Annotated in this window: 18 protein-coding genes and 1 pseudogene; 12 read left to right on the top strand and 7 right to left on the bottom strand. The window is 59.0% G+C overall.

The window, feature by feature from the left end:
* The first annotated feature begins 149 nt into the window (after positions 1-149).
* The 3 genes from C7534_RS26010 (at position 150) to C7534_RS26000 (ending at position 2,279) form a co-directional block, all read left to right on the top strand.
* Positions 150-1,523, top strand: a complete 1,374-nt coding sequence (locus C7534_RS26010; protein WP_109787491.1) for a DUF1329 domain-containing protein — start codon at positions 150-152, stop codon at positions 1,521-1,523.
* Between the two features lie 94 nt (positions 1,524-1,617).
* Entirely contained in the window at positions 1,618-1,863 is a 246-nt protein-coding gene (locus C7534_RS26005; RefSeq protein WP_109787490.1) for a FitA-like ribbon-helix-helix domain-containing protein, read from the top strand.
* Complete coding sequence (locus C7534_RS26000; RefSeq protein ID WP_109787489.1) at positions 1,860-2,279, top strand: type II toxin-antitoxin system VapC family toxin; 420 nt, start codon at positions 1,860-1,862, stop codon at positions 2,277-2,279. The genes C7534_RS26005 and C7534_RS26000 overlap by 4 nt, the downstream gene beginning before the upstream one ends.
* A 144-nt stretch (positions 2,280-2,423) precedes the next feature.
* On the opposite strand, the gene C7534_RS33390 is transcribed toward C7534_RS26000, so the two are convergent.
* Both C7534_RS33390 and C7534_RS33385 read right to left on the bottom strand, forming a co-directional pair.
* Positions 2,424-3,128, bottom strand: a complete 705-nt coding sequence (locus tag C7534_RS33390) for a methyl-accepting chemotaxis protein (protein WP_371916723.1) — start codon at positions 3,126-3,128, stop codon at positions 2,424-2,426.
* A gap of 201 nt (positions 3,129-3,329) precedes the next feature.
* A pseudogene (locus C7534_RS33385) lies at positions 3,330-4,208 on the bottom strand (methyl-accepting chemotaxis protein); the annotation flags it as partial.
* Positions 4,209-4,601: 393 nt separating this feature from the next.
* Here C7534_RS33385 and C7534_RS25990 point away from each other — a divergent pair.
* Together C7534_RS25990 and C7534_RS25985 are read left to right on the top strand one after the other, a co-directional pair.
* Positions 4,602-5,273: a histidine phosphatase family protein gene (locus tag C7534_RS25990; RefSeq protein WP_109787488.1), complete on the top strand. Its 672-nt coding sequence runs from the start codon at positions 4,602-4,604 to the stop codon at positions 5,271-5,273.
* Positions 5,274-5,298: 25 nt separating this feature from the next.
* A complete protein-coding gene (locus C7534_RS25985; protein ID WP_109787487.1) occupies positions 5,299-6,162 on the top strand; it encodes a phosphatase PAP2 family protein in 864 nt (287 codons plus the stop codon).
* Here the strand turns inward: C7534_RS25985 and C7534_RS25980 are convergent.
* Entirely contained in the window at positions 6,113-7,564 is a 1,452-nt protein-coding gene (locus C7534_RS25980) for a phospholipid carrier-dependent glycosyltransferase (RefSeq protein WP_109787486.1), read from the bottom strand. The genes C7534_RS25985 and C7534_RS25980 overlap by 50 nt on opposite strands.
* 221 nt (positions 7,565-7,785) lie before the next feature.
* The gene (locus tag C7534_RS25975; RefSeq protein WP_046031870.1) at positions 7,786-9,192 is read right to left on the bottom strand and encodes a DUF2252 domain-containing protein; all 1,407 of its coding nucleotides are present in this window, start codon (positions 9,190-9,192) and stop codon (positions 7,786-7,788) included.
* 144 nt (positions 9,193-9,336) lie between these two features.
* Here C7534_RS25975 and C7534_RS25970 point away from each other — a divergent pair, with 144 nt between their 5' ends.
* The 3 genes from C7534_RS25970 (at position 9,337) to C7534_RS25960 (ending at position 11,773) form a co-directional block, all read left to right on the top strand.
* Positions 9,337-10,251 (top strand): YeeE/YedE thiosulfate transporter family protein, encoded by a 915-nt coding sequence (locus tag C7534_RS25970; protein ID WP_109787485.1) that lies wholly within the window; start codon positions 9,337-9,339, stop codon positions 10,249-10,251.
* Between the two features lie 74 nt (positions 10,252-10,325).
* Positions 10,326-10,577 carry a helix-turn-helix domain-containing protein gene (locus C7534_RS25965; protein WP_077430915.1) on the top strand — a complete coding sequence of 84 codons (252 nt, stop codon included), beginning with the start codon at positions 10,326-10,328 and terminating at the stop codon, positions 10,575-10,577.
* Positions 10,574-11,773 carry a type II toxin-antitoxin system HipA family toxin gene (locus tag C7534_RS25960; RefSeq protein ID WP_109787484.1) on the top strand — a complete coding sequence of 400 codons (1,200 nt, stop codon included), beginning with the start codon at positions 10,574-10,576 and terminating at the stop codon, positions 11,771-11,773. Before C7534_RS25965 ends, C7534_RS25960 begins: the two co-directional genes overlap by 4 nt.
* A 187-nt stretch (positions 11,774-11,960) precedes the next feature.
* Here the strand turns inward: C7534_RS25960 and C7534_RS25955 are convergent, their stop codons facing one another.
* From C7534_RS25955 to C7534_RS25945, 3 genes are all read right to left on the bottom strand, one after another.
* The gene (locus tag C7534_RS25955) at positions 11,961-12,218 is read right to left on the bottom strand and encodes a hypothetical protein (RefSeq protein ID WP_109787483.1); all 258 of its coding nucleotides are present in this window, start codon (positions 12,216-12,218) and stop codon (positions 11,961-11,963) included.
* 35 nt (positions 12,219-12,253) lie between these two features.
* The gene (locus C7534_RS25950) at positions 12,254-12,634 is read right to left on the bottom strand and encodes a DUF6124 family protein (protein WP_109787482.1); all 381 of its coding nucleotides are present in this window, start codon (positions 12,632-12,634) and stop codon (positions 12,254-12,256) included.
* Positions 12,635-13,345: 711 nt separating this feature from the next.
* Positions 13,346-14,263, bottom strand: a complete 918-nt coding sequence (locus tag C7534_RS25945) for a hypothetical protein (protein ID WP_109787481.1) — start codon at positions 14,261-14,263, stop codon at positions 13,346-13,348.
* A gap of 448 nt (positions 14,264-14,711) precedes the next feature.
* Between C7534_RS25945 and C7534_RS25940 the strand changes: the two genes are divergently transcribed.
* The 4 genes from C7534_RS25940 to C7534_RS25925 all read left to right on the top strand — a co-directional run bounded on the left by C7534_RS25940 (position 14,712) and on the right by C7534_RS25925 (position 22,639).
* Complete coding sequence (locus C7534_RS25940) at positions 14,712-15,644, top strand: NAD-dependent epimerase/dehydratase family protein (RefSeq protein ID WP_046031877.1); 933 nt, start codon at positions 14,712-14,714, stop codon at positions 15,642-15,644.
* A gap of 63 nt (positions 15,645-15,707) precedes the next feature.
* Entirely contained in the window at positions 15,708-18,521 is a 2,814-nt protein-coding gene (locus C7534_RS25935; protein ID WP_109787480.1) for a bifunctional glycoside hydrolase 114/ polysaccharide deacetylase family protein, read from the top strand.
* On the top strand, positions 18,499-22,092 hold the full coding sequence (locus C7534_RS25930) for a tetratricopeptide repeat protein (protein WP_109787479.1): 3,594 nt from the start codon (positions 18,499-18,501) through the stop codon (positions 22,090-22,092). Before C7534_RS25935 ends, C7534_RS25930 begins: the two co-directional genes overlap by 23 nt.
* Positions 22,093-22,120: 28 nt before the next feature.
* Positions 22,121-22,639 carry a hypothetical protein gene (locus tag C7534_RS25925; RefSeq protein WP_046031880.1) on the top strand — a complete coding sequence of 173 codons (519 nt, stop codon included), beginning with the start codon at positions 22,121-22,123 and terminating at the stop codon, positions 22,637-22,639.
* Positions 22,640-22,641: the final 2 nt, after the last annotated feature.

Genomic DNA, 22,641 nt, shown 5'->3' with positions numbered 1-22,641 from the left:
TCGCGGCAGCTCATCTCCCTGTGGGAGCGGCGGTGCGGCGATCCGACTTGCCCGCGATGACGGCAGCACATTCGACATCAATGTTGGCTGACCCACCGCAATCGCGGGCAAGCCCGCTCCCACAGGTTTTTGTATTTCGGAGAACGATCATGTTTCACACTTCACGACTCACCAAGACTGCACTGGTGCTGGCCCTGAGCCTGGCCACCGGCAGCGCAATGGCCGCCATCACGCCGCAACAAGCCGAGCAATTGAAAACCACGCTGACGCCGCTGGGTGCCGAGCGTGCCGGCAACGCGGCCGGGACCATTCCGGCCTGGAGCGGCGGCATCACCCAGGCGCCGGCAGGCTACAAACCGGGTCAGCATCACCCGGACCCGTATGCGGCGGACAAGCCCTTGTTCACCATCACCAAGGCCAACCTTGACCAGTACAAGGCCCACCTCAGCCCGGGCCAGATCGCGCTGTTCAACAGCTACCCCGACACCTTCCAGATGCCGGTCTATACCTCTCGTCGTTCGGGGTCGGCGCCGCAGTGGCTGTATGACAACACCTTCAAGAACGCGACTTCGGCCAAGCTGCTCGACGGCGGAACCGGTTTTGCCGATGCCTATGGCGGCGTACCGTTCCCCGTGCCCAAGGATGGCGTCGAGGCGCTGTGGAACCACATCACCCGTTATCGCGGCATCTACGTGGTCCGTCGTGCCTCCGAAGCGCCGGTACAGCGCAACGGCAGCTTCGCGCTGGTGACCTCGCAGCAGGAGGGGATGTTCAACTACTACCGTCCGGGCGGTCAGTTCGCCGACCTGAAAAACATCCTGTTTTACTACCTGGCATTCGTGAAGAGCCCGGCCCGGCTGGCCGGCGGTGCGGCGTTGATTCACGAGACCCTGGACCAGCTCAAGGACCCGCGCCAGGCCTGGGTCTACGACGCCGGCCAACGCCGTGTGCGGCGGGCGCCGAACCTGGCGTATGACACGCCGATCGCCTCATCCGACGGCTTGCGCACGGCGGACGATACCGACCTGTTCAACGGCTCGCCGGACCGCTACGACTGGAAGCTCAAGGGCAAGCAAGAGGTCTACATTCCCTACAACAGCTACAAAGTCGGCAGCCCTGAGGTGAAGTACGCGCAGTTGCTCACACCGGGCCACCTCAACCCGCAATACACCCGTTATGAGCTGCATCGGGTCTGGGTGGTCGAAGGCACGCTCAAGCCGGGCGCGCGGCACATCTATTCCAAGCGCGTGCTGTTTCTGGACGAGGACAGTTGGGGCGCCGCGCTGGTGGATCAATATGACGGGCGAGGGGAGTTGTGGCGGGTGTCGATGGCCTACCTGAAAAACTTCTACGACCTGCCCACCACCTGGAGTGCGATGGACGTCTTCCATGACTTGCAGGCGCGTCGTTACTACGTGCAGAACCTGGACAACGAAGAACCGGAAACCGTCGACTTCGCCCAAGCGGTGCCGGAAGACGCGTACTTCATGCCGTCGGCCTTGCGTCAGCGCGGGACGCGGTGAGTGGTGACATTGGCCGTTCGGAAGATTGCCGGGTTTTGGCCAGGGAGGATGTGCTAGCCTGCAATCAATGATTTCATTGATTGCAGGAGGCATCATGGCCAGCATCACAATTCGAAACCTCGATGAGAAGCTAAAGGAGCAGTTGCGTATCACGGCGGCTCACAACGGACATTCCATGGAGGAGGAGGCTCGCCTGATTCTGGGCAGGGCCTTGGCGACGGTTGATCGCGCCGGTGGACTTGGAAGCCGGATACGCAACAGATTCAGCGCTGTCGGTGGAGTGGAGCTTGATCTGCCAGAGCGTTCAGAAAAAGCGACTGCGGTGGATTTTTCTGAATGATAGTGCTCGATACCAATGTGCTTTCTGAATTTATGCGTGTCGAGCCGGAGCCAGCCGTATTGGATTGGGTCGATGCGCTGCCCGCGATGGATCTGGCGATCAGTGCAATAACTGTGGCGGAAATTCTTCACGGCATCGCGCGACTTCCGTTTGGCAAACGTAAGCAGAAACTGGAATCTCATGCGATGGCCATGTTCGAAGAGGACTTTGCCGGGCGTATTTTGCCGTTTGATGCCCATGCCGCTGTCGAGTACGCGACGCTGGTCGCAGGTGCTGAAGCAAAGGGGAGAGCGGTTTCAATGGCAGATGCGCAAATTGCCGCCATTTGCCGAAGTCACGGGGCTTCGATAGCCACCCGCAATATACGGGACTTCGAGTTTTCAGGGATTGAAGTAATCAATCCGTGGGAGGCATGAACATCTTCGCCGGCAGGTAGACAGCCTTCGCGAGCAAGCTCGCTCCCACAGGTACGGGGTCGTTCACAAATTCTGTGTTCGACCCCGTACCTGTGGGAGCGAGCTTGCTCGCGATTGGATCGTTGACTCAGCGCTGACGGAGCGTCAAACGCGGAAGTGGCTGACCATCTGTTGCAGCTGACCACCCAACCGCGCCAGTTCAACACTGGAGGCGGCGGTTTCGTCGCTGGCGGCGGCGGTCTGTTCGGACACGTCGCGCACGTTGATGATGCTGCGGCTGATTTCTTCGGCCACCGCGCTTTGCTGTTCGGCAGCGGCGGCGATCTGCTGGTTCATCGACTGGATGTTGGACACCGTGCGGGTGATGTTCTCCAGCGACGCGCCGGCCTTGCGGGTCAGGGCGACGCTGCTGTCGGTGAGCGCACGGCTGTTGTTCATCACCGCCGACACTTGTTGCGTACCGTTCTGCAGAGCGGCCACCAGGCCTTCGATTTCTTCGGTGGATTTCTGCGTACGCTGGGCCAGGCCCCGCACTTCATCGGCCACCACCGCAAAACCACGACCGGCTTCACCGGCACGGGCCGCTTCAATCGCAGCGTTGAGCGCCAGCAGGTTGGTCTGCTCGGCGACGGCTTTGATCACGTCCATGACACTGCCGATCTTGTCGCTTTCCTGTTGCAGCACGCTCATGGCTTCGGTGGAACGCACCACTTCGCTGGCCAGACGCTCGATCTGGGCGATGGCTTCGTTGACCACTTTGTCGCCTTCGCGGGCTTCGCCGTCTGCCGCTGCGGCGGCTTGCGAGGCTTCTTCAGCATTGCGCGCGACTTCCTGCACGGTGGCCGTCATCTCGTGCATGGCCGTGGCGACCTGGTCGGTCTCGATCTTCTGGCTGTTCACCCCGGCACTGGTTTGTTCGGTCACGGCCGACAGTTCTTCGGCGGCGCTGGCAATTTGCGTGACGCCATCGCGGATGCCGCTGATCAGGTCGCGCAGGGTCACACCCATGCGCGCGATGCCTTGCTGCAACACGCCGAGTTCGTCACGGCGGGTGACTTTGATGTCCTGGGACAGGTCACCGCTGGCAATGCGTTCAACCACGGCCAGGGTGTCACGAATCGGACCGGTGATTTGACGGGTGATGATCACGGCGGCAATCACGCCAACCAGCAACGCGAGCAAGATGCTGATCAATTGCAGGGTGCGGGCCTGGGCGCTCTCGGCGTCCCGGCGGTCGAGCTGGATCTGATACAGCTGATCGCTAAGGGTCACGATGGCGGCGCCCTGGTCGGTCATTTCCTTGCGAGCCTGCACAGCGTCGGAACTGGCCGATTTGTAGGCCTGCAAGGCGCTGCGGTAATTGTTCAGCGCGGTTTCGAGCTGACGCAAGGCGTCTTGCTGAGTGTCGGCGAATTGCGCATTGAGCGTTTTGAGGCTGGCAATCGCCGCATCCAGTTGGCCGACGGCTTTTTGCTCGGTTTCGGCGTTGGTGGCGGCGGTGTAGCCGCGCACTTCGTAACGGGCGAGGATGAACGCTTCCTTGGCGGCGGTGATGGCCTGGAATTGTTCGAAACGCTGATCGCTCAGCGGCATTTGCTGCACGCGGGTGCTGATGGTTTCGATCAGCGTGCCGGCAGTTTCAGCATTGGCGCCCATGGCGTCGCGGGCACCATTGCCGGTGCGGTAGGCGCTGCGCATTTTGTTCAGGGACGTCTGGTACGCCGCAATGACGCTGCCTTGTTCCTTGAGCAGCTTGAGGTTTTCCGGGCTCTTGAACTTGGTCAGCAATGCCTGCTGCTGAGCGGAAAAGGCGTCAAGGGTGGTCTGCACACTCTGCGCTGCGGTTTCGTCGCCGTTGGTCAGCATGTATTGCAGGCGAACCACGCGCAACTTGGTCAGGCCGGCGTTGAGCTGGGTGATGTCGCTCATCCAGTTGCTGCGGTCAATCAGGCTGCCCAGGCTTGTCCAGCCGGTCAGGGCCAGGACGCAGGTCAGAGCCAGGACCAGGCCGAACCCCAGGCCCAGTTTCATGTTCACGCTGATATTGCCGAACCAGCTATTCATCAATTCCTCCAGGAACAATGTGTTTCTTGATCGTCAGTTGGCTGGAAGATTGTTGTTTTTGGGAGCCAGCAAAGTAGGTAGCAGGTCTGTATCGGCCGCATTCGCGAGAGCTGAAAGGATTTTGTAGGACGGATCCTGTAACAAGACTTTGCGCGGGTTTCAGCTTTTTTTCACATGACTTTCACTTGCTGCCAACGCACGCCTCGCTAACTTCCCGGGATTAAATGACAGTGGTACGTGCCGGCGAGGCGGCCTGATGTGGAATTGAGACTGAATCTATTCGGGATAAAGCGCTCGATTGATTTGAGCCGCTATGCCCGTTTTCGTAATGCGGCGGTGGTGCTGGCCTCTGCGCTGCTGGTGATCCCGTTGACGCTATGGCTGTTGCAGCCCGCCGCTGTGCCGGACCTTGCCCATGGCAATTTTGCCGGTGCCAAGGCATTGGCGGCCGGTTGGGCCAAAGGCGAAATGATTGTGCTGGTGCGCCATGTCGAGCGCTGCGATCACTCCACCGCCCCTTGCCTGGTTGGAAACGATGGCATCACCGAGCGTTCCCGAGGCGTCGCGGCCAGTGTGGGCGCGCACTTCCAACGGCTCGGACTGGACAAAACCGACATTTACCACAGCCCGATCCTGCGGGCTGCGCAAACCGCCAGTTATATGTTTAACAAGGCAGGCGTCGGCGAAGACTGGCTAATCAGCTGCAAGGGCACTATGTTGCGTGATGCGCTGGCGCACAAAGCGGCGGGCCGCAATCTGGTTCTGGTGACCCACAGTGAATGCATGGATCAACTTGAAAAAGACCTCAAGTTGCCAGTCTCCACCCTGGATTACGGCGCTTCGCTGTTTATCTCCGCTCCAACACCGCAAACGACTCACATGCTGGGTTTCATTGAGGCCTCCGACTGGAGCGCGGTGACCACCGAATAACTTTTTATCTGGATCAGGACACACAATGCTGAATTTTTCCCGACACCGCTTTTACTGGGTGAACTTCGGTATTGCGCTGGTTTGCGCGGCCGTGGTTTTCCTGATGTTCGACATGACCACAATCGATATCGCGTTCAGCAACCTTCTTTTTGATCCAGTCAGCCAGACTTTCCCGCTCGACAAGGTGCACTTCTTTGAGAAGCTCACCCACAAGTGGGCGCGCATCATTCCCAACTGGACCGCTGAAATCGCCTTGATCGGCGCGATGCTGTCGTTTGTCTGGCCGCGGATCAATACGCAAAAGCATCCACGCCTCGGCGGTTTTCTGGAGCGCAGCAAAGCTGCTTCCGTGCTGCGGTTTACCTACGAGCATCGCCGTGACTTCATTTTTGTAGTGGTGGCGTTTGCCGTTTGCACCGGCGTGATCCATTTCCTCAAGGCGCACACCAGCGTGTACTGCCCAATTGAAACGACCCTCTATGGCGGCAAAATTGCCCACATGGAGTGGTACAACAACTTCCAGCTGTTCAGGGAAGCCGGCGACGGTCGTTGCTGGCCCGGTGGTCATGCGTCGGGTGGTTTCACCATGCTCGCGCTGTACTTCGTGGCACGCCGTTACCAATGGCGTTTTTCCAAAGCCGTGTTGTGGGGCTCGTTGATTCTCGGTTTCGTCTACGGCACCACACGCGTTCTGCAAGGCTGGCACTACATGTCCCACACCTTCTGGGCCGGGATCTTCGTCTGGCTGGCGTGCTTGCTGACAGCCCTGGCGTTCTATGGACGGGCAAGGCTGGATGTGCCGGTGCTGCAAAAGGCCGAGCGGCGCAGCGCTGAAGCACTTACAGATTTACAAAATAGTAAGCCTGTCGTCCCACCATCAATGTCTTGATCACCTTCAACGGCGCGGCAGGTTCGGTATCACCGGACATGACCGCCACGTTGGACGCTGACGCCGCCAGAAACTCATGCAGTTGCGCGTCAGTGTCCAGGCCCTTGAACAGGCGCTGGGCGTAGAACACGCTGGCGCCACCTACTCGCTCATTGGCCTGGAACAGGGCAACGTGCTGCCCGTTATCCTGCATTGTCTGAATCTGCGCAGTCAGCGGCACAAAGGACAAGCTGCTATCAGCCTGGGGTAGCAACCATTGCGCGGTGGCGAGGTAGCTGCCCATCACCACGGCGAGCACGCCGATGACCCCTCCACGTCGATGCCGTGCGATCCAACCCAACACAGTCGAGGCGGTTTCACGGGCCTTCAGTCCTGCGTACAACACACTCGCGTATTCCGCTGCAATCACCGCTGCCGCAGGTGTCATCGACATCAGGTACACGGTGCGTTTGCTCGAGGCCAGTGTCAGCACGGCGAACTGCGCCAGCAGCCACAGCGTAAAAAACAACAAGTAACGATTGGCCATCAGACTTTTGCGAAAGTGCCACAGCCCCAGATACACCAGAATGTTCCAGGGTAAAAACGCTTGCGGCAGCTTGGCCAGGTAGTAATAGAACGGCTCGTAATGCCCTGCTTCAACGAAGGAACCGCTAAAGCGCCCGACGCTGTTGGTCAGCAATACATCCGTCACCGCTTGTATGCCACCACGCTGATACAGCAACGCGAGCCAGACCAACAACGGCACCAACCCCAGCAACGTCAGCAGTCCGGGGCGCAGCCAGTCCGAGAGGGTCAGGCGTTTGTCGATCAGGGTTTCGACCAACAGATACGCGAAAATCACCACGCCCGGCATCGCCAGGCCCAGCACGCCTTTGCTCAAGGTGGCGATGGCAATTCCTGAAGCAAACAGCAACGCATTACCGAGCGTCGACTGGCGTTGCGGTTGCCTCACACCCTGGAAAAACGCCAGCAACGCCACGGTCACACCCAAGGCCAGCAAGGCGTCTTCGCCGACGCTACGCACATTGCTCCAGTAGCTGGCCATGGTTGCGAGCAGGATGCCCGCCGTCCACGCGATTTCTTTGGGGCGGCCGAATCGGCGCAGCATCGCGTAAAGAACCATCACGCTGAACAACCCGGCAAAGGCCGACGCCAGCCGCACCGCCCACGGGGTGCCACCGAACACGCGGATCGCCGTGGCGTCGAGCCATAGGCTCAAGGGTGGTTTTTCCAGAAACGGCTCGCCGAACAAGCGTGGTGTCACCCAATCGTTGTCCAGGTGCATTTCCATGGCGATCCCGGCCACTCGAGCCTCTGTGGAACCTTGCAATTGGTAATTGCCCAGCGCGAAGAAAAACAGCAAAGCAGCAAGCAGAAACAGGGAGGAGGCAGCGCGCGACATGGGCTTGTGGTGACCGGGAAGGAGGGTGGAGAGCCGATCATAGGCAACGAAAGCTGAACGATATGTGAACGCTGGGTGGATGTTTCCTTCAGGCAAAAAAAAGCCCGCGGGAGGGCGGGCAAACCGTAGTTTCTTGAATGAGCGTGTGCACTGTACCGATTGCCGAGGCGCGTAGGGGTGAAGAAAAGTTCATCTAGATGAACGCCCCTGCACGCGAGTGCCTATGGCAAATGATCGGCTGCAAAGTCCACTTCTGAACGTGCCGTTAACCGGCCCTTGCGGCAGGCTTGCTGGAAGCGTTCGTAGTCGCGCTCATTCTGTTCGGTATAGCTTTTTGCATACTTGAACAGCGCATCGGCCAGCGCGTCGCTCTTGCCGACATACCCGCTGATCTGTGCCGCATAACCGGAGGATTTGGCATGCGCACGGGCGAGGGCGCGGCCGCAGACTCGCCCATAGGCCGCGAAAGTCTCCGCATCGAAGGTTTCGAGTTCGGCGGAAATTTTCATGTCGCGCAACTGGCGCACATAAAAGTGTCGACCGCTGGGGCCGGTGGTCCAGCCGAGGAACAGGTCGCTGGCCGATTGCATCAGCCGTTGACCATCGACCACCCGTTGACCGTCATGGCGTACCCGTGACTTGGCCTTCACGTAATCGGCCAGCACTGAGCGCCGCGCTTCCTTGAATTGCAGGAACAGCGGGAACTCCTGGTCATCCGTCAGCAATGCCACCAGGCAACGCGTGCCAACGCTGCCGACACCCACCACTTTGAACGCCAAGTCTTGAACATGAAACCGAGCGAGCAATTCGCGTCGGTCGGTTTGCAGTGTGTTTCGGTAATCACGCATGAAGGTTTCGTATAGGGGCCGCCAGTCCGCAAGGCGCAACCAGTCATCCTCGGCATCAAGCAGTGTGGTGTGTTTGTGCAGGTGGAAAATTTCCGGCAGGTCATCGCGAATAATCAGGCGACCTTGAGCGTCGCGCTCGCTGATTTTGGGCAGCAGTTCAGCATGTGTACGCCGTTCGGCTTTTTCGATAGCGCGTTCCACGTGCTCCAGCGTGCTTTTGTTCGCCTGCTTGAGCAGATCGTCATAACTGATGGACTCGTACCAGTTTTCCAGCGAGCCTTGTTGGGCGCACTCGAACATGGTTTGTTGGTAGGCGCCGACCACTTGGCGGCAGACGGTTTCTTCAACCGTCTCACCGTGGCGCAGGTCGCGGGCCGCCACCATGAAACTCGCCACCAGACGTTTCAGGTCCCATTCCCAGGGGCCGGGATGGACTTCGTCGAAATCGTTGACGCTGAACAACAGGTTGCGCTCGGGCGTGGCAAATCCGCCGAAGTTCATCAAGTGGCAATCGCCACAGATCGTCGAAATCAGGCCCATGTTCGACGTGCCCGCCAAGTCGTGGGCTTGCAGCAGTGCGTTACCGCGATAAAAGGTAAAGGGCGAAACCAGCATGCGCCCATAACGCAGCTCGACCAGCGATTTGATCCGGCCTTCACTGGACCGCTTGATCAGCGGCAGCGGATCACGCGTTACTTTCCCGGTGGACGCCTGCGAACTGCGCGGGCAGCTTTTGCGAGCATCCTTGCCTTGCTTCAAGCGGTCTTCGAGGGGCGTCATGAGGGCTCTTTTCTGGTCGGCATAAAAAGACGAATTCGAACTGAGTGTAGAAGGGCTTTGCAGGCTCATCCGAAGTGTTTGAGCAGCGACTAATCTGTCCTTCATGCCCTGATGACTTCTCGCTGCCCGGCAACAAGGAGGTTTGTGCTCTCACTGCTGATTTCGCTGCTGCTGGCCTTCCTGATCGGCTGGGTGTCCCAGCGCATGGGCATGTGCCTGGTCAATGCCACGGGGCAGTTGCTCAAGGGGCGGCCGACGTTGTTTGTGGCGTTGATCACGTGCGGTTTGTTCGGCCTGTTACTGGCGCCGCTCTACGCATTGCTGGGTGTCAGTCAGCCGCTGTTCATTCCTGAAATCGGCTACCTGTCACTGGTCGGGGGCGGGCTGTTGTTTGGTCTCGCCTCGGTCCTCAATGACGGTTGCAGCGTCGGCACACTCACCAAACTCGCCAGCGGCAACCTCAACAAAGCCTTCACCCTCTTCGGCTGGGTGCTGGGGATCGTCCTCTGGTACCACCTGAACATGCTCGCCGAACACAAAGCCCTGCAAATGCCGACCATCACCAGCCGCCACTACTGGCTGACCCTGGGCATCGTCCTGCTGGTGCTGCTTTTGCTGATCCGCGTTCACGGTGACAAACACCTGGTCCTGTCCAGCATGCTGCTGGGCGCCCTGACCAGCGCCCTCTACACCTTCGAACCGCTGTGGACCCCGAGCGTATTCATCTACAACGTTTCGCAACTGTTCTGGGACTCGGGGGACAGCTCCCTGACCAGCCGGCGGGTGGCCGTGTTCGTCGTGCTGTTGCTGGGGATGCTCAGCTACACGCTGCATCGCCGAACCTTCAGCTACCAGCGGTTTGACGTGATGGCCGCAGGGAAGCATTTGCTGGCGGGGGTGCTGATGGGGATTGGGGCGTCGATGATGCTGGGGGGGAATGACTCGCAGATCTTGTTGGTGTTTCCAACGATGACGTGGGTGGGGGCGGTGCCGTTGGGGGCGATTGTTTTGGGGATATTGGTGGGGGTTGGAGTGAGGCGGATTAGCGGCCGAATTTGATAAGTCAGCAATTCGGGTTAGCTTGAATGTTGTGTATACGGTACATTGAGTTATAAATGTTACGGTAGCTGCACATGGACTATTCTCTGATCATCACTCGCCTTGGCGATCAAATACGCGAAAAACGTATCAATCGTGGACTGACGCAAGCCCAGCTTGCCGAACTCGCCGGGCTGACACGATACAAAGTTATCGCGGTAGAAAAGGGCACCGTTTCCGTCGGAATGATCGCTTTTGCGCGAATTCTAGCCGCACTGGATTGTGAACTATCGGTCATTCCCGCGGCGATGCCGACGCTGGAAGAACTTGGGGATATGTTCGAATGAAAATGACCTCTCTGAACGTCAGTACACCGGAGGGTCGTAGCGGCAGGATCCTCACTAGCGGCCAGGATTTCCTCTTTCGTTATGACGAAGATGCATTGCCTCCCATGGCAATCAGTTTGTCGATGCCAGTGAGACCTGATGAGTTCCGTCGGCGTGAACTGCACCCTATTTTTCAGATGAACTTGCCGGAAGGTTATGTCCTGGAGCAATTACGTAATCGGTTGGCTAAAACCGTCAATGTCGATCCGATGTTGTTACTCGCCCTTTCCGGTAGCAGCTCTCCCATAGGACGGGTTCATGTGCGCTCCGAAACTGTCGATACCTTGCTGGCAGAACAACAGTTTCCGGGTGAAAAGCTCGATGAGATTCTGACGTGGGACGGAGCTGAAGATATCTTCGCTGACCTACTTGACCGCTACATTCTGCGTGCAGGTATTTCCGGTGTTCAACCCAAGGTGTTGGTACCTGAACAGCAGGAAACTGATTTGCCACGAGTCACTTCGAAAACATCTGACTTGATAATCAAAAGTGGTCGGGAAGAGTTTCCAGGGCTGGCGATCAATGAATTTCTTTGCATGTCCATTGCCAGGGAAGCGGGCATTCCCGTCCCGGAATTTTTCCTGTCCGATAATGCGCAGTTGTTTGTCATGCGGCGCTTTGACAGGGACGATCAGTTAAATCCGATTGGCTTCGAGGACATGGCAGCGTTGATGGGGCTTTCGGCCGATCAGAAATACAGCAAAAGTTACGCGGCAATTGCCAAGGCGGTACGGCTGTTTTGTCCGGCTAAACATTTGCAGTCTTCACTTGATCAACTGTTCGATAGCGTCGCCTTGAGTTGCATCGTCGGAAACGGTGACGCTCACCTGAAGAACTTTGGCTTGCTCTACTCCGAACCTACGCAGCGCGATGCGCATCTGGCGCCGGCTTATGACATCGTCAACACCACGGCCTATATCCCGGAAGATGTCTTGGCGCTGGATTTGGCAGGTAACAAGTCATTATTTGCCTCCCGCCAAGGGGTGCTGGAGTTTGCACAGACGTGTGAAGTCGAGCGGCCGAAGGAGCGTGTCCAGAAGTTGCTGGCGGCGGTGGAGGCGGTGCTTGATCGTTACCCGCAGCATCGGGAGCGAGCGCCTCATGTAGTCACTGCCATTCAACAAGCGGCAGCGCCATTTATGCTGTCGTTTGGGTAATCGCGAATACCGAATGGCCTTTCACTGTAGTCAGCTCATTGAGTGCACGGGCCAATGCGTGGGGAGGGCCCTCAGAAGGCTGGGGGCGTGCTGAGCCTGTTGACTAGAAACACTTTGCTGAAAAAAAGCACCTGCGATGTTTTCGTCAGGTGCTTTTTTTAATGAGGCAGACTCAATAGCCATTCCGTTACATCGTCGAAACCTGCGCCTGCAATCGCCGGCCTACGACATCCAGCAAATCGCAGCCATCGCGCAGCGACGTCACCAACCCCCGCGCCAGTTCACTGTGAACACCCTCGCCAACGGCGATGCTCTCCAGCAATTGAGTCGCGGTGCGGATTCGGTAAGCCGCAGTTTCGTGCAACACGTCCAGCGGTGCCTGGGTGTCGATCAGCAACGACGCGATGGTGCAGTCGATGCCGGTGACAGGCATGTATCGATCCATGACAAACCCTCCATTGTGTAAAAAAACACGACCACTCAGTGATTGGCGGATGCAACCTCGGGCAACCCGTCGGGCGGGTCGAGGTTGTCCAGTGCGCGGTTTACCAGCAGCTCGGCCAGTACGCTCAGTTGCTGAATGGCCAGTGCCACGTTGCGACGTGAGCCTTCGAGTTCACAGGCGAGGTCGGTGGTCATGACGTTGAGGGAAGCGAGGGTTTCGCAGGCGTGGGCCAGCAGGGTGGGAGTGTCGACGTCGGGGAGGAGGGTGAAGATGTGGCTGATGGGGTCGGGGCGTTTTGGGTTGCGGAGGCGGGTGCTGATGGTGCGTTCGGTGGTTTTGGATAGGTCTGATAAATCGAGGGGTTCTGACTCGGAAAGAGTCGGAACTTCAGGTTGGTTCGGGTTAGTTTTTTTCATAAAGGAACTCCATTTATTTTCTGGATCTCCACTTTTTCGGCCTGTCAAAACCGTTCGCTGGTTCACAGCGAAGAACCAAGGTTATCTGCCGGACGTGGTGTCCGCCAGTTCATGAAAGTCGATACGAGTTGCGGGAAGTTTCCTAGGGCGTGGACTACATATTTTTTTGCTGGGAAATCGGTCAATGCTGATCAGTTAAGCAATAACGCGATCCGTAGCAGCTGGCGAAGCCTGCGTCCGACTGCGCAGCAGTCGTAATACCTGCGTTTTCGGTTTTCCTGAAACACCGCGTCACCTGATTTCACGACTGCTGCGCAGTCGGACGCAGGCTTCGCCAGCTGCTACAAAAATTGCGTTACCACAGAAATTGCTTAACTGACTGGCATCAGGGAAATCGGTCTCTTTTTTTTCAAAAATACGGCTTGGGATAGCGCCCAAGAAATCTAGCTACATCACCAATCTATATTTCTTACGAGGCGTGTCCGTTGACTGCGATTACCTCAATGCTTGTCCTCTACCTCGGCACCTCAACAACTCTCCGTGAACATCAGATGAGCATTGACGATGGTGGTCGAGCTGCTTAAAGTCTGCGTCAACAACTAACCCATATCTCCGGCGTGGCATGACCATCTGGAGAACGGGGGGGAAGCCGACGAAAGTCGGTTTTTTCGTATCTGGGGGTATGGAAGTTCAGGGATGCCAGATTATTTCTTAATACTCCACCCCCTCATCCCCTTTCAAAACCCACCCCGCCTCCCCAGCCTCCAACCGATACCGAACCTGCCGCATCTTCCCCGTCCTCCCCGCCCCAGCATCCGCACTCTCATAAACCGGAAACCGCCGCACCAGCGCATTCTCCACCACCGCAAACTCATCCTCCCCTTGATACCCCTCCGCCCACTTCGCGTTTTCACTAACCGGCGGAAGGTAAATCTCACTCAGCGACTTCTTACGGTTAGCCGCGTACGCCACCAACTCCCCCGGCATGCCGCGACCAGGTGATCGGGCGAAGACGTAAATCTCCGGCGAGCCGTCCTGGTCAAGGTCGGCGACTTCAGCGCGGGCGATGTTGCCGGTCAGCGGTCGGCTGATAGCCGAGTTGTCGATTTCCAGCCCTTGCGGCGAGATGCGCACCACCGGATTGCCGTCGACCCATTCGCCCTTCACCTGAAATCGAATGCCTTGCAGTTCAAGTGTTTGATCAAACGGCTGGGCGCTGTCCGAGGAGGGGCTGAGGTTCATGGACAGGCTGTAATTCGCCACTTCGTTGCGCCGTGCGGCGTTGCGCATGAGGTACACCTGAACCGTGTATTCGCCATCCACGGGCAACGGGCCCATGAAGTGGTTGCCCATGATCGAGCCGTTGAACAGCGCAGCGTCCGCGCCTTTGGCGCTGATATTGAAATAGACAGATGTGTTGGACGTCTTGAGGTCGACGGTCAGTATCTGGCCGGCCTTGGCGGTGGTGCGGTACTGCGCGGTGAGCCGGCCTTTGATGGACTCATTGAACCTGGCGCTATCGGTCCCCTTGTCGAAAGGCACTTGCTCGACCCGAGGTGCAACTTCAGTGGCGGCCTGTGCAGACGTGAAAATCACGGTCAACAGAATGGCGCCCAGCCAAAAATTCATATTTATTTTCCTGAGTACACCGACGACGAAAGGATAGATCAGGGAGTCCATTCGGCGCTGAAATCGATTCGCCACTGGCTCGATCAGCCATTCGACTCTGGTACTTGATGCGCAGCGATCAGCCTCAATCACGCCGTCATCGTCCAGTGGCTTGCGTCGATAAGCGGTGATGCGGTCGGGGTGGGCTAGCCGTCGCCTATGTGCCCCTCGAAACCGGCGCAGAGCCCCGTTTCAGACGAGTCTGTCGTTCTTTCTTGGCAGTAGCATGACATCTTGAATCTATTAAATGCCGCCAAATTAATGACGTGTTCGACTGCGTTTTTTCATGCCTGATCAGATTAGACAAACTATTGACAGTGCGCTCCTGAACTCCCATTATCGGCCGCGTTTTGGTGGCCTTGCGCCATAAAGTCGGCGGAACCCGCTCTACTGTTCAGGGAGAAATGTGATGTTTGTCGAGCGAATACTGGTGACTGGCGGGGCGGGATTTATTGGTTCGCACCTTGTCGAAGCGTTGCTTGGCAAGGGCTACAAAGTTCGCGTGCTGGATAATCTGTCGACCGGCAAAGTCGATAATTTGCCAATGGACAATGCCCATCTCAACCTGGTCATCGGTGATGCGGCGGATGGCGCTGTCGTTGAGCAGGCCATGCGCGATTGCAGCGCCGTGGTGCACCTGGCGGCAGTGGCTTCAGTGCAAGCCTCGGTGGATGATCCGGTCAGCACGCATCAAAGCAATTTCGTCAGCACCCTCAACGTCTGCGAAAGCATGTCGAGAGCCGGGATCAAGCGTGTGGTGTTTGCCTCCAGCGCGGCCATTTACGGCAATAACGGCGAAGGCACGGCGATCCACGAAGACACGCCAAAATCCCCGCTCACACCCTACGCTGCCGACAAACTGGCCAGCGAGTATTACCTCGATTTCTATCGTCGCGAGCACGGCCTGGAGCCGATGATCTTTCGCTTCTTCAATATTTTCGGGCCACGCCAAGACCCGTCTTCGCCGTACTCCGGCGTGATCAGCATTTTCACCAAACTGGCCATGGCCGAGCAATCGGTGGCGATTTTCGGTGACGGTGGGCAGACCCGCGATTTCGTGTTTGTTAAGGACCTGGTGAGCATTCTCGTCCAGGCCCTGGAAGTGAGCGAACCGAGCCCCGGTGCGGTCAACGTCGGTCTCAGCCGCTCCACCAGTCTCAACGACCTGATCACTGAGTTGGGGAGTGTGGTCGGCACGCCACTGAAGGTGGTTCATCACGCGCCACGACAAGGCGACATTCGCCACTCGCGCGCCAACAACGCTCGCCTGCTCGAGCGTTTCACGCTCCCTGAACCGACCACCATCGGCAAGGGTTTAGCGCAGCTTATCCGCAGTCTGTAATTCGGCCGAGTCACTCGGCTCGACGTTGACGCGGTATCGATTCAGTCAATTCAAGAGTGCGTTATGGAAATCGTTTTTCGCAGGACGCGTGTCCGCTCGGCCGCTAAACGGCTGCTGGCTGCCATCGCGCTTATCGTGAGTGGCCCCGCCGCCCAGGCTGCGGCCTTGCCACAACCCTCTAGTGTGACGTTTTGGTACGCCGATCAGCCGCCGATCCCGGAGCTCGCACAGTTCGACTGGTCGGTGGTGGAGCCCGGGCACATGACCCAAGGCGACGTCAAAACCCTGCGCGACTTGGGCAGCCAGCCATTCGCCTATCTGTCGATTGGCGAGTTCAGCGGCAACAAGGCCGACATCGAAAAAGCCCACCTCGCCGGCGCGATCAGCCCGGTGCGTAACGGCGCTTGGGACAGTCAGGTGATGAACCTTGCCGCGCCGGCCTGGCGTGAGCATTTGTTCGGTCGCGCCAAGGCGTTGCAGGCCGAAGGCTATGCCGGGTTGTTCCTCGACACCCTCGACAGTTTCCAGTTGCAGCCCGAGGCAGACCGAGAAACACAGCGTCTGGCGCTCGCCAGTTTCCTGCGCGAATTGCACCAGCGCCAGCCGACACTGAAGCTGTTTTTCAACCGTGGTTTTGAAGTGCTGCCCGAGCTTGATGGTGTCGCAGCGGCTGTGGCTGTCGAATCGATTCACGCTGGTTGGGATGCGACCGCCAAGCGTTATCGCCCGGTGCCTGAAGCCGACCGAGCATGGCTGGAAACCCAGATCCAGCCCTTGCGTGCCAAAGGCATCCCGCTGGTGGCGATCGACTACTTGCCGCCGGAGCGTCGCGATGAAGCGCGCAAACTGGCCGCGCGTCTGCGCGAAGAGGGGTTTATTCCCTACATCGGCACGCCTGAACTGGACTCGATGGGCGTCAGCAACATCGAAGTCCAGCCGCGCCGGGTCGCGCTGCTGTACGACCCGCGTGAAGGCGACCTGATTCGCAACGCCGGGCACACTTTGCTCGGTGGCTTGCTCGAATACCTTGGTTATCGCGTGGATTACCTGCCGGTCGACAACACCTTGCCGGAATATCGCTTCAGCGGTTTGTACGCTGGCGTCATTACCTGGATGACCAGCGGCCCGCCGCAGGATGCCCCGGCATTCAACAGCTGGATCGGCAAGCGTCTGGACGAGCAAGTGCCGGTGGTGTTTTTTTCCGGCCTGCCGATTCAAGACCCGCTGCTGCTCAAGCGTCTGGGCTTGAATCGTGCGGCGCCGATCGGCACGCAAGCGTTGAGCATCACCTATCAGGACAAGGCGCTGATTGGAGCGTTCGAAGCACCGGTGCAGCCCCGATCCCGTGACCTGACTGCGATCTCCCTGTTACCCAAAGGTCCAAAAGCCGCGCTGCTGTTGACCGCTGCTGATGGCCAGACCTTTGCGCCGGTGGCGGTGGGCGAGTGGGGTGGTCTGGCCCTCGCGCCGTACATTCTCGAAACCAACAACGAGCGCAGCCGCTGGATTCTCGATCCGTTTGCTTTCCTTCAGGCCAGCTTGCGCCTGCCGGTGCAACCACGTCCGGACACCACCACCGAAAACGGTCGGCGCATCGCTACCGTGCACATCGATGGCGATGGTTTCCCGTCCCGGGCTGAAGTGCGCGGCACGCCGTATGCCGGCAAACAGGTGCTCGACGATTTCATTCGGCCCAATCCGTTTCTGACCTCGGTGTCGGTGATCGAAGGTGAGATTTCACCGCGCGGTATGTTCCCGTTTCTCGCCCGCGAACTGGAACCGATTGCCCGTGATTTGTTCGCCGACCCGAAAGTCGAAGTCGCCACTCACACCTTCAGCCACCCGTTTTTTCTGCAACCTGAACTGGCCAAGAAGCGTGAAAATTTCAACCCTGAATACGGCCTGAAAATGGCCATACCGGGCTACGACAAAATCGATTTTCGCCGCGAGATTTTTGGCTCGCGCGACTACATCAACCAGCACCTCACCACCCCGGAAAAACCGGTGAAGATGGTGTTCTGGCCGGGCGACGCATTGCCGTCTGCCGCCACGATCAAACTGGCGTACGACGCCGGTCTGAAAAACGTCAACGGCGCCGAGACCATGCTGACCAAGGCCAACCCGTCGCTGACCGGTTTGAACCCGCTGCTGCGCCCGACCGAAGGGGGTTTGCAGTACTACGCACCGATCATCAACGAGAACCTCTACACCAATTTGTGGAAGGGACCGTATTACGGTTTCCGCGATGTGATCGACACCTTCGAGCTCACCGACAGCCCACGGCGCTTGCGTGGGCTGCACCTCTATTACCACTTCTATTCGAGCACCAAGCAGGCCTCGATCAAGGCCATGGACGACATCTACGGCTACATGAAGACGCAGCAGCCGATGTCGCTGTGGATGAGCGATTACCTGGATCGTTTGCACGGCTTGTATCAGGTCAGTCTGGCGCGGACCGCCGAGGGCGCCTGGCAGATTCGTGGGCTGGACGCACTGCGCACCCTGCGACTGGACCCTCAAATGGGCTGGCCGGACCTGATGCGTTCGCAAGGCGTGGCCGGTGTTCGCGACTTGCCGCAAGGCCGTTACGTGGCCTTGAGCAGCGACCATGCGTTGCTGGTGTTGCGCCCTGATCGGGATGACAGACCGGCACTGGAGGAGGCCAATCTGCCGTTGGTGGACTGGCGCTATGTGGATGAGCACCAGGTGGACTTTTCGTTTGCGGGGCAGGTCGACCTGACCTTCTCCGTACGCTCGGCGGGCACCTGCCGGGTTGAAGTGGATGGACAACGTTTTGCAGGCAAGGCATCTGCCGGCCTGTGGACTTTTCAATTACCAATGAAGCAGGTGAGTCATGGTCAGCTCTTCTGCAACTAACTCCTCAGCAACTAAAAGCAGCCGCCTGCTCAATCCGTGGACATTGGCGGTGGTGGCAGTGGCGGTGGGTGGCATCCTTTGGCTGACGTTCCAGCGCGAAGAAGTGTTCCAGCCCGACGGTCGCGAGCCGGACGCGGTGTCGGCCAATTACGCCGAACTGCTGTTGTCGGCTCACCCGGACGACGATCACTTGCGACTGCAATTGGTCGACCTGTTGATCCGTCTCGGCGACTACACCAAGGCACGCCAGCACCTCGAAAACTGGCCGACACCGATGCCGGAGTTGCAGGCGTATTACCGGCTTGAACTGGACGCACTGGAAGCGGCGAAGGCGCAGGATCCGGTTGCGCAGAAAACCTTGATCGAGCGCTTGCAAAGCTTCGATCACCGGATGCTGCCGCTGCCGCAATTGCAGAACCTGGCCAAGCTTGCCCTGACGTTGCAGGCGCCGGCCTTCGCCGCCAGCGTCTACGAAGAAATCGCCGATCGTGATCCGGCGCAGCGCATCGAGGCGCTCAAGTCCGCCGCGCAGTGGTACCTGGGTGGTGAGCAGCCAGGGCGCGCAGCCGACATTTATCTGCTGCTCAAACAGGACAGCCAGCAAGCCTCAGAGCGTCGTGAATATGCACAACTGGCGTTCAACAGCCTGTTGGCCGCTGGTCGTGGTGACCAGGCGTCGCGTGTGCTCGCCGATGAACTGGATCAGCTCAAGGATCCGCAAACCGACGCACCGTGGCTGGAGCAGGGCGTCGATGTCGCCGTCGGCAGTCAGCGCTTTGATCTGGCGCAGCGCTTCCTTGATCAATGGCGTGTTTTGCAGCCGGACAACCCGCAAATTCTCCGGAAAGAATTTGGCATGCGCCTGGCCCTCGGCGACCTGGCCGGTGCCTGGGAGAGCGGTCAACAGCTCGTGGCCGAACACCCGGATGAGCCGGCCTTGCTGGAACAAATGGCGCACCTGGGTGAATGGCGTGGTGATGGTCAGGCGGCGCTGGCCTACTGGATTCGCGTGCTGGCATTGCACGAAGACCCGCAAACACGCGAGCACGCCTGGCGTCTGGCGAGTCAGCAGTTTGACTTTGATCAAGCCATCCCGTTGCTTGCCCAGATCATGGAGCAGCGTGCGCTGACCGACGTCGAACTCGATGCGTTGATCTACGGTCACGAATCGCGCGGCACACCGACGCAAGCCGAAGCGTGGTTGCGCGCTTACCTGAAAAAGTACCCGGCGCATCGTCTGGCCTGGACGCGGCTGGTGCAAAACCTGGAGAACACCGGGCAGTACGCACACAAGACCGAGGTCTACCAGACTTACTCCAAACGTTTTGCACTGACCACTGCCGAGCGTGTCGATTGGGCCAACACCTACCTGAAGCTGTTCGACAATCAGTCGGCGTGGGGCGTGATGCAGGTCGATAACCGCAAGATCGCCGATGAGGAATATTGGCGCCTGCGCTCGGCGCTGGCCTGGGATCTGGAACTCGACAACGAGTTGCAGACGTCGCTGGAAAAACTGCTCACGCTGCGAGGCTCGCTCAACAGTGGCGACGAAAGTCAGCTGATCACGATGTACCGCACCAGCAATCCCCAGCGTGCGCTGACCATGATGGTCGGCAGTTGGAATCGTCTGCAAGACCCGCAGCGTCTGGTCGAAGCCTTGCAGCAAGCCCAGGATTTGCAGGACTGGCCGCAAGTGGCCGCGTTGCTCAAGAGCGCCGAGCAAAACCCGGACGCCTACGAGCAGGCTCAGGTACTGTCGATTCGGGGCGCCTTGGCGGTGCAGCAAGGGCAGCCCGAAGAAGCGCAGCGCTTGTACTTGTTGGGCTTGTCGCGTTACCCGGATGACAACCAGTTCCGCGAGCGCCTGATGTGGCTCTACATCGATCAGGGCAACACAACGGCTCTGAAACCGCTGCTGACCGAGTGGCGCAAGCAGGCGCGGGAAGACCGGATTCTGTGGTTGCCGTTCGCCAGTGCCAGCCAGTTGCTCGGTCGTGAAAGCGAGGCCCTGGCCTGGTATCGCCTGTACCTCAAGACCAGCCCGCAGGATTGGCTGGTACGCGCAGCTTATGCAGACGCGCTGGAAAGCGCCGGTTATACGGACGCAGCTCAACGCTTGCGTCTGAAGTTACTGCGCAGCCCCGAGGGTGAAGAAATCAAGCCGTCGTCCCAGCGTTACGCGGTCTGGTTGCGCCTGATGGCCAGCAGTTATTCGCCTGGCAAGGCGTCGCAGGAAGTGTCGCAGTGGAAAGACGGCTCGCCGGCGATGCTGCAATTGTGGTTCGAACGGTTGCTGGCGCGTCTCGACGCGACCAACCAGGAATCGCAGAAAGACCAATGGCTGGATTGGGCGCGCAGCCAGGGCTTGAAGGTCGAGCGTTATGAGCAGATTCAGCAGGCCTTGCGCAGCCGCAACAAGCAGCACGTCGAAACGCTGTTGGCCAGCAACGACCTGAACCCGGCGCAACGCGCGCAGGCCCTCAGTCGTCTCGGCCGTTTCGGCGAGGCCCTGGACCTCAGCCAGTCCGCATTGGGTGACGATCAACCGGCCGCCGTGCGCGAGCAACTGCGTCGCCAGGCGGTGGAACTCCAGGAGCTCACTCCGCAAGGCGCGCTGCTGTCCTGGCATCAACAGGATTTCGGCGGCCTGGAAATCAACGGCCCGCGCTTGCAGGTCGGGCACAACATTGGCGATCAGTGGTACGCCAACGTTGAGCTGGAGCAGGGCACGTACAACAGCGATCAGTTGATTGAATCGCGCATGGGCGAAGAGAACAACGCCGGCCTGACCTTGCAGCGTTTCGTCGAGGACGGCAGCTACAAACTGTTCGCCGACACCAGCCAGCGCAAGGACGACGACCGCAATGGCCTGGGCCTGTCCCGGACCTGGCAGTTGGGCGCCAGTGATCAAATCGAGAGCGGCCTGGACTGGCATCGCAAAAGCGAAGACAGCGGTTTGATGCGCGCTTTCGGTCAGCACGACAGCGTATGGCTCGGCGGTCGTCACGGGTTGTCGGCGCGAGACCAGCTCAGTTGGGAAGTGGCACAGAAATCGTTCTCCACCCGTGAAGGCGATTCCCTGGGCAACGGCCAGGCACTGAAGATGGAATACAACCACACGCTGGAATTCGCCGGACCTAACTGGACCCTGCGCAGCGGCGTCGATTACCAGCACAACAACGTGGATGACCGCACGCTCAATGACTTGTCCAGCGCCAACGGCGGCCCGGTGAAAAACGTTGATAACTCGGATGATCCCTCAGTCGTCACGGCCAGCGATCTGCTGCAAAGCCGCTACGGCCAACTGTATGTCGGCAGCTCCTGGCGTCGCGGTTTGCCGGGCGCATTGGTGCGCACCCGCCCGCAATACACCTGGCTGGTGGACGTGACGGCGGGCTGGCAATGGTTCGATCAAACCTTCAACTACGGCATCAACACCGGGATCGGCGTCGAAGTGCTGGGCAATGACGAATTGGCCCTGACCTTCGGTTACCAATCTGCGCCACAGGGCGGGGATGGTCAGGCGGGCGGAACACTGGGTGTGAGCTACGGCGTGCGTTTCGGACGCTGATCATCAACTGTTTACAGGAGTAATACCGATGCAAGCAATTCGTAATCTGAGCCTGGCTCTGGCCGTCCTGTTCGTCGCCGGTTGCGCCAGTTTCACCGGCGACACCAGCCCCAATCTGCCGCGTAACGCGAAGTGGGGCGTGGTGCCGATGGTCAACTATTCGCAGACCCCGCAGGCCGGCGAGCGCAGTGAGCAAATTCTGCTCAGCGTGCTCAGCAGCCACGGTCTGCAACCCCGGGTTTACCCGGTCAGCACCCAAGGCGAACAAGCCTTGATGGATGACACCGAACGCCTGGCCGGCGCGCTCGATTGGGCACGCGATCAGAAGCTCGATTACGTCCTGTCCGGCAGCGTTGAAGAGTGGCAGTACAAGAACGGTCTGGACGGCGAGCCAGCGGTGGGCATCAGCCTGCGCGTGCTCGAAGCCAGCAGCGGTCGTGTGCTTTGGAGCAAAAGCGGCGCCCGCGCCGGTTGGTCCCGTGAAAGCCTGGCCGGCACCGCGCAAACGGTGCTCGACACACTTGTTGGCGCCCTCAAGTTCGAGTGAAT

Source organism: Pseudomonas sp. OV226 (assembly GCF_003148705.1).
GTDB lineage: Bacteria > Pseudomonadota > Gammaproteobacteria > Pseudomonadales > Pseudomonadaceae > Aquipseudomonas.
The sequence above is the reverse complement of the archived record's forward strand: the minus strand, read 5'-3'. Positions and strand labels throughout refer to the sequence as shown.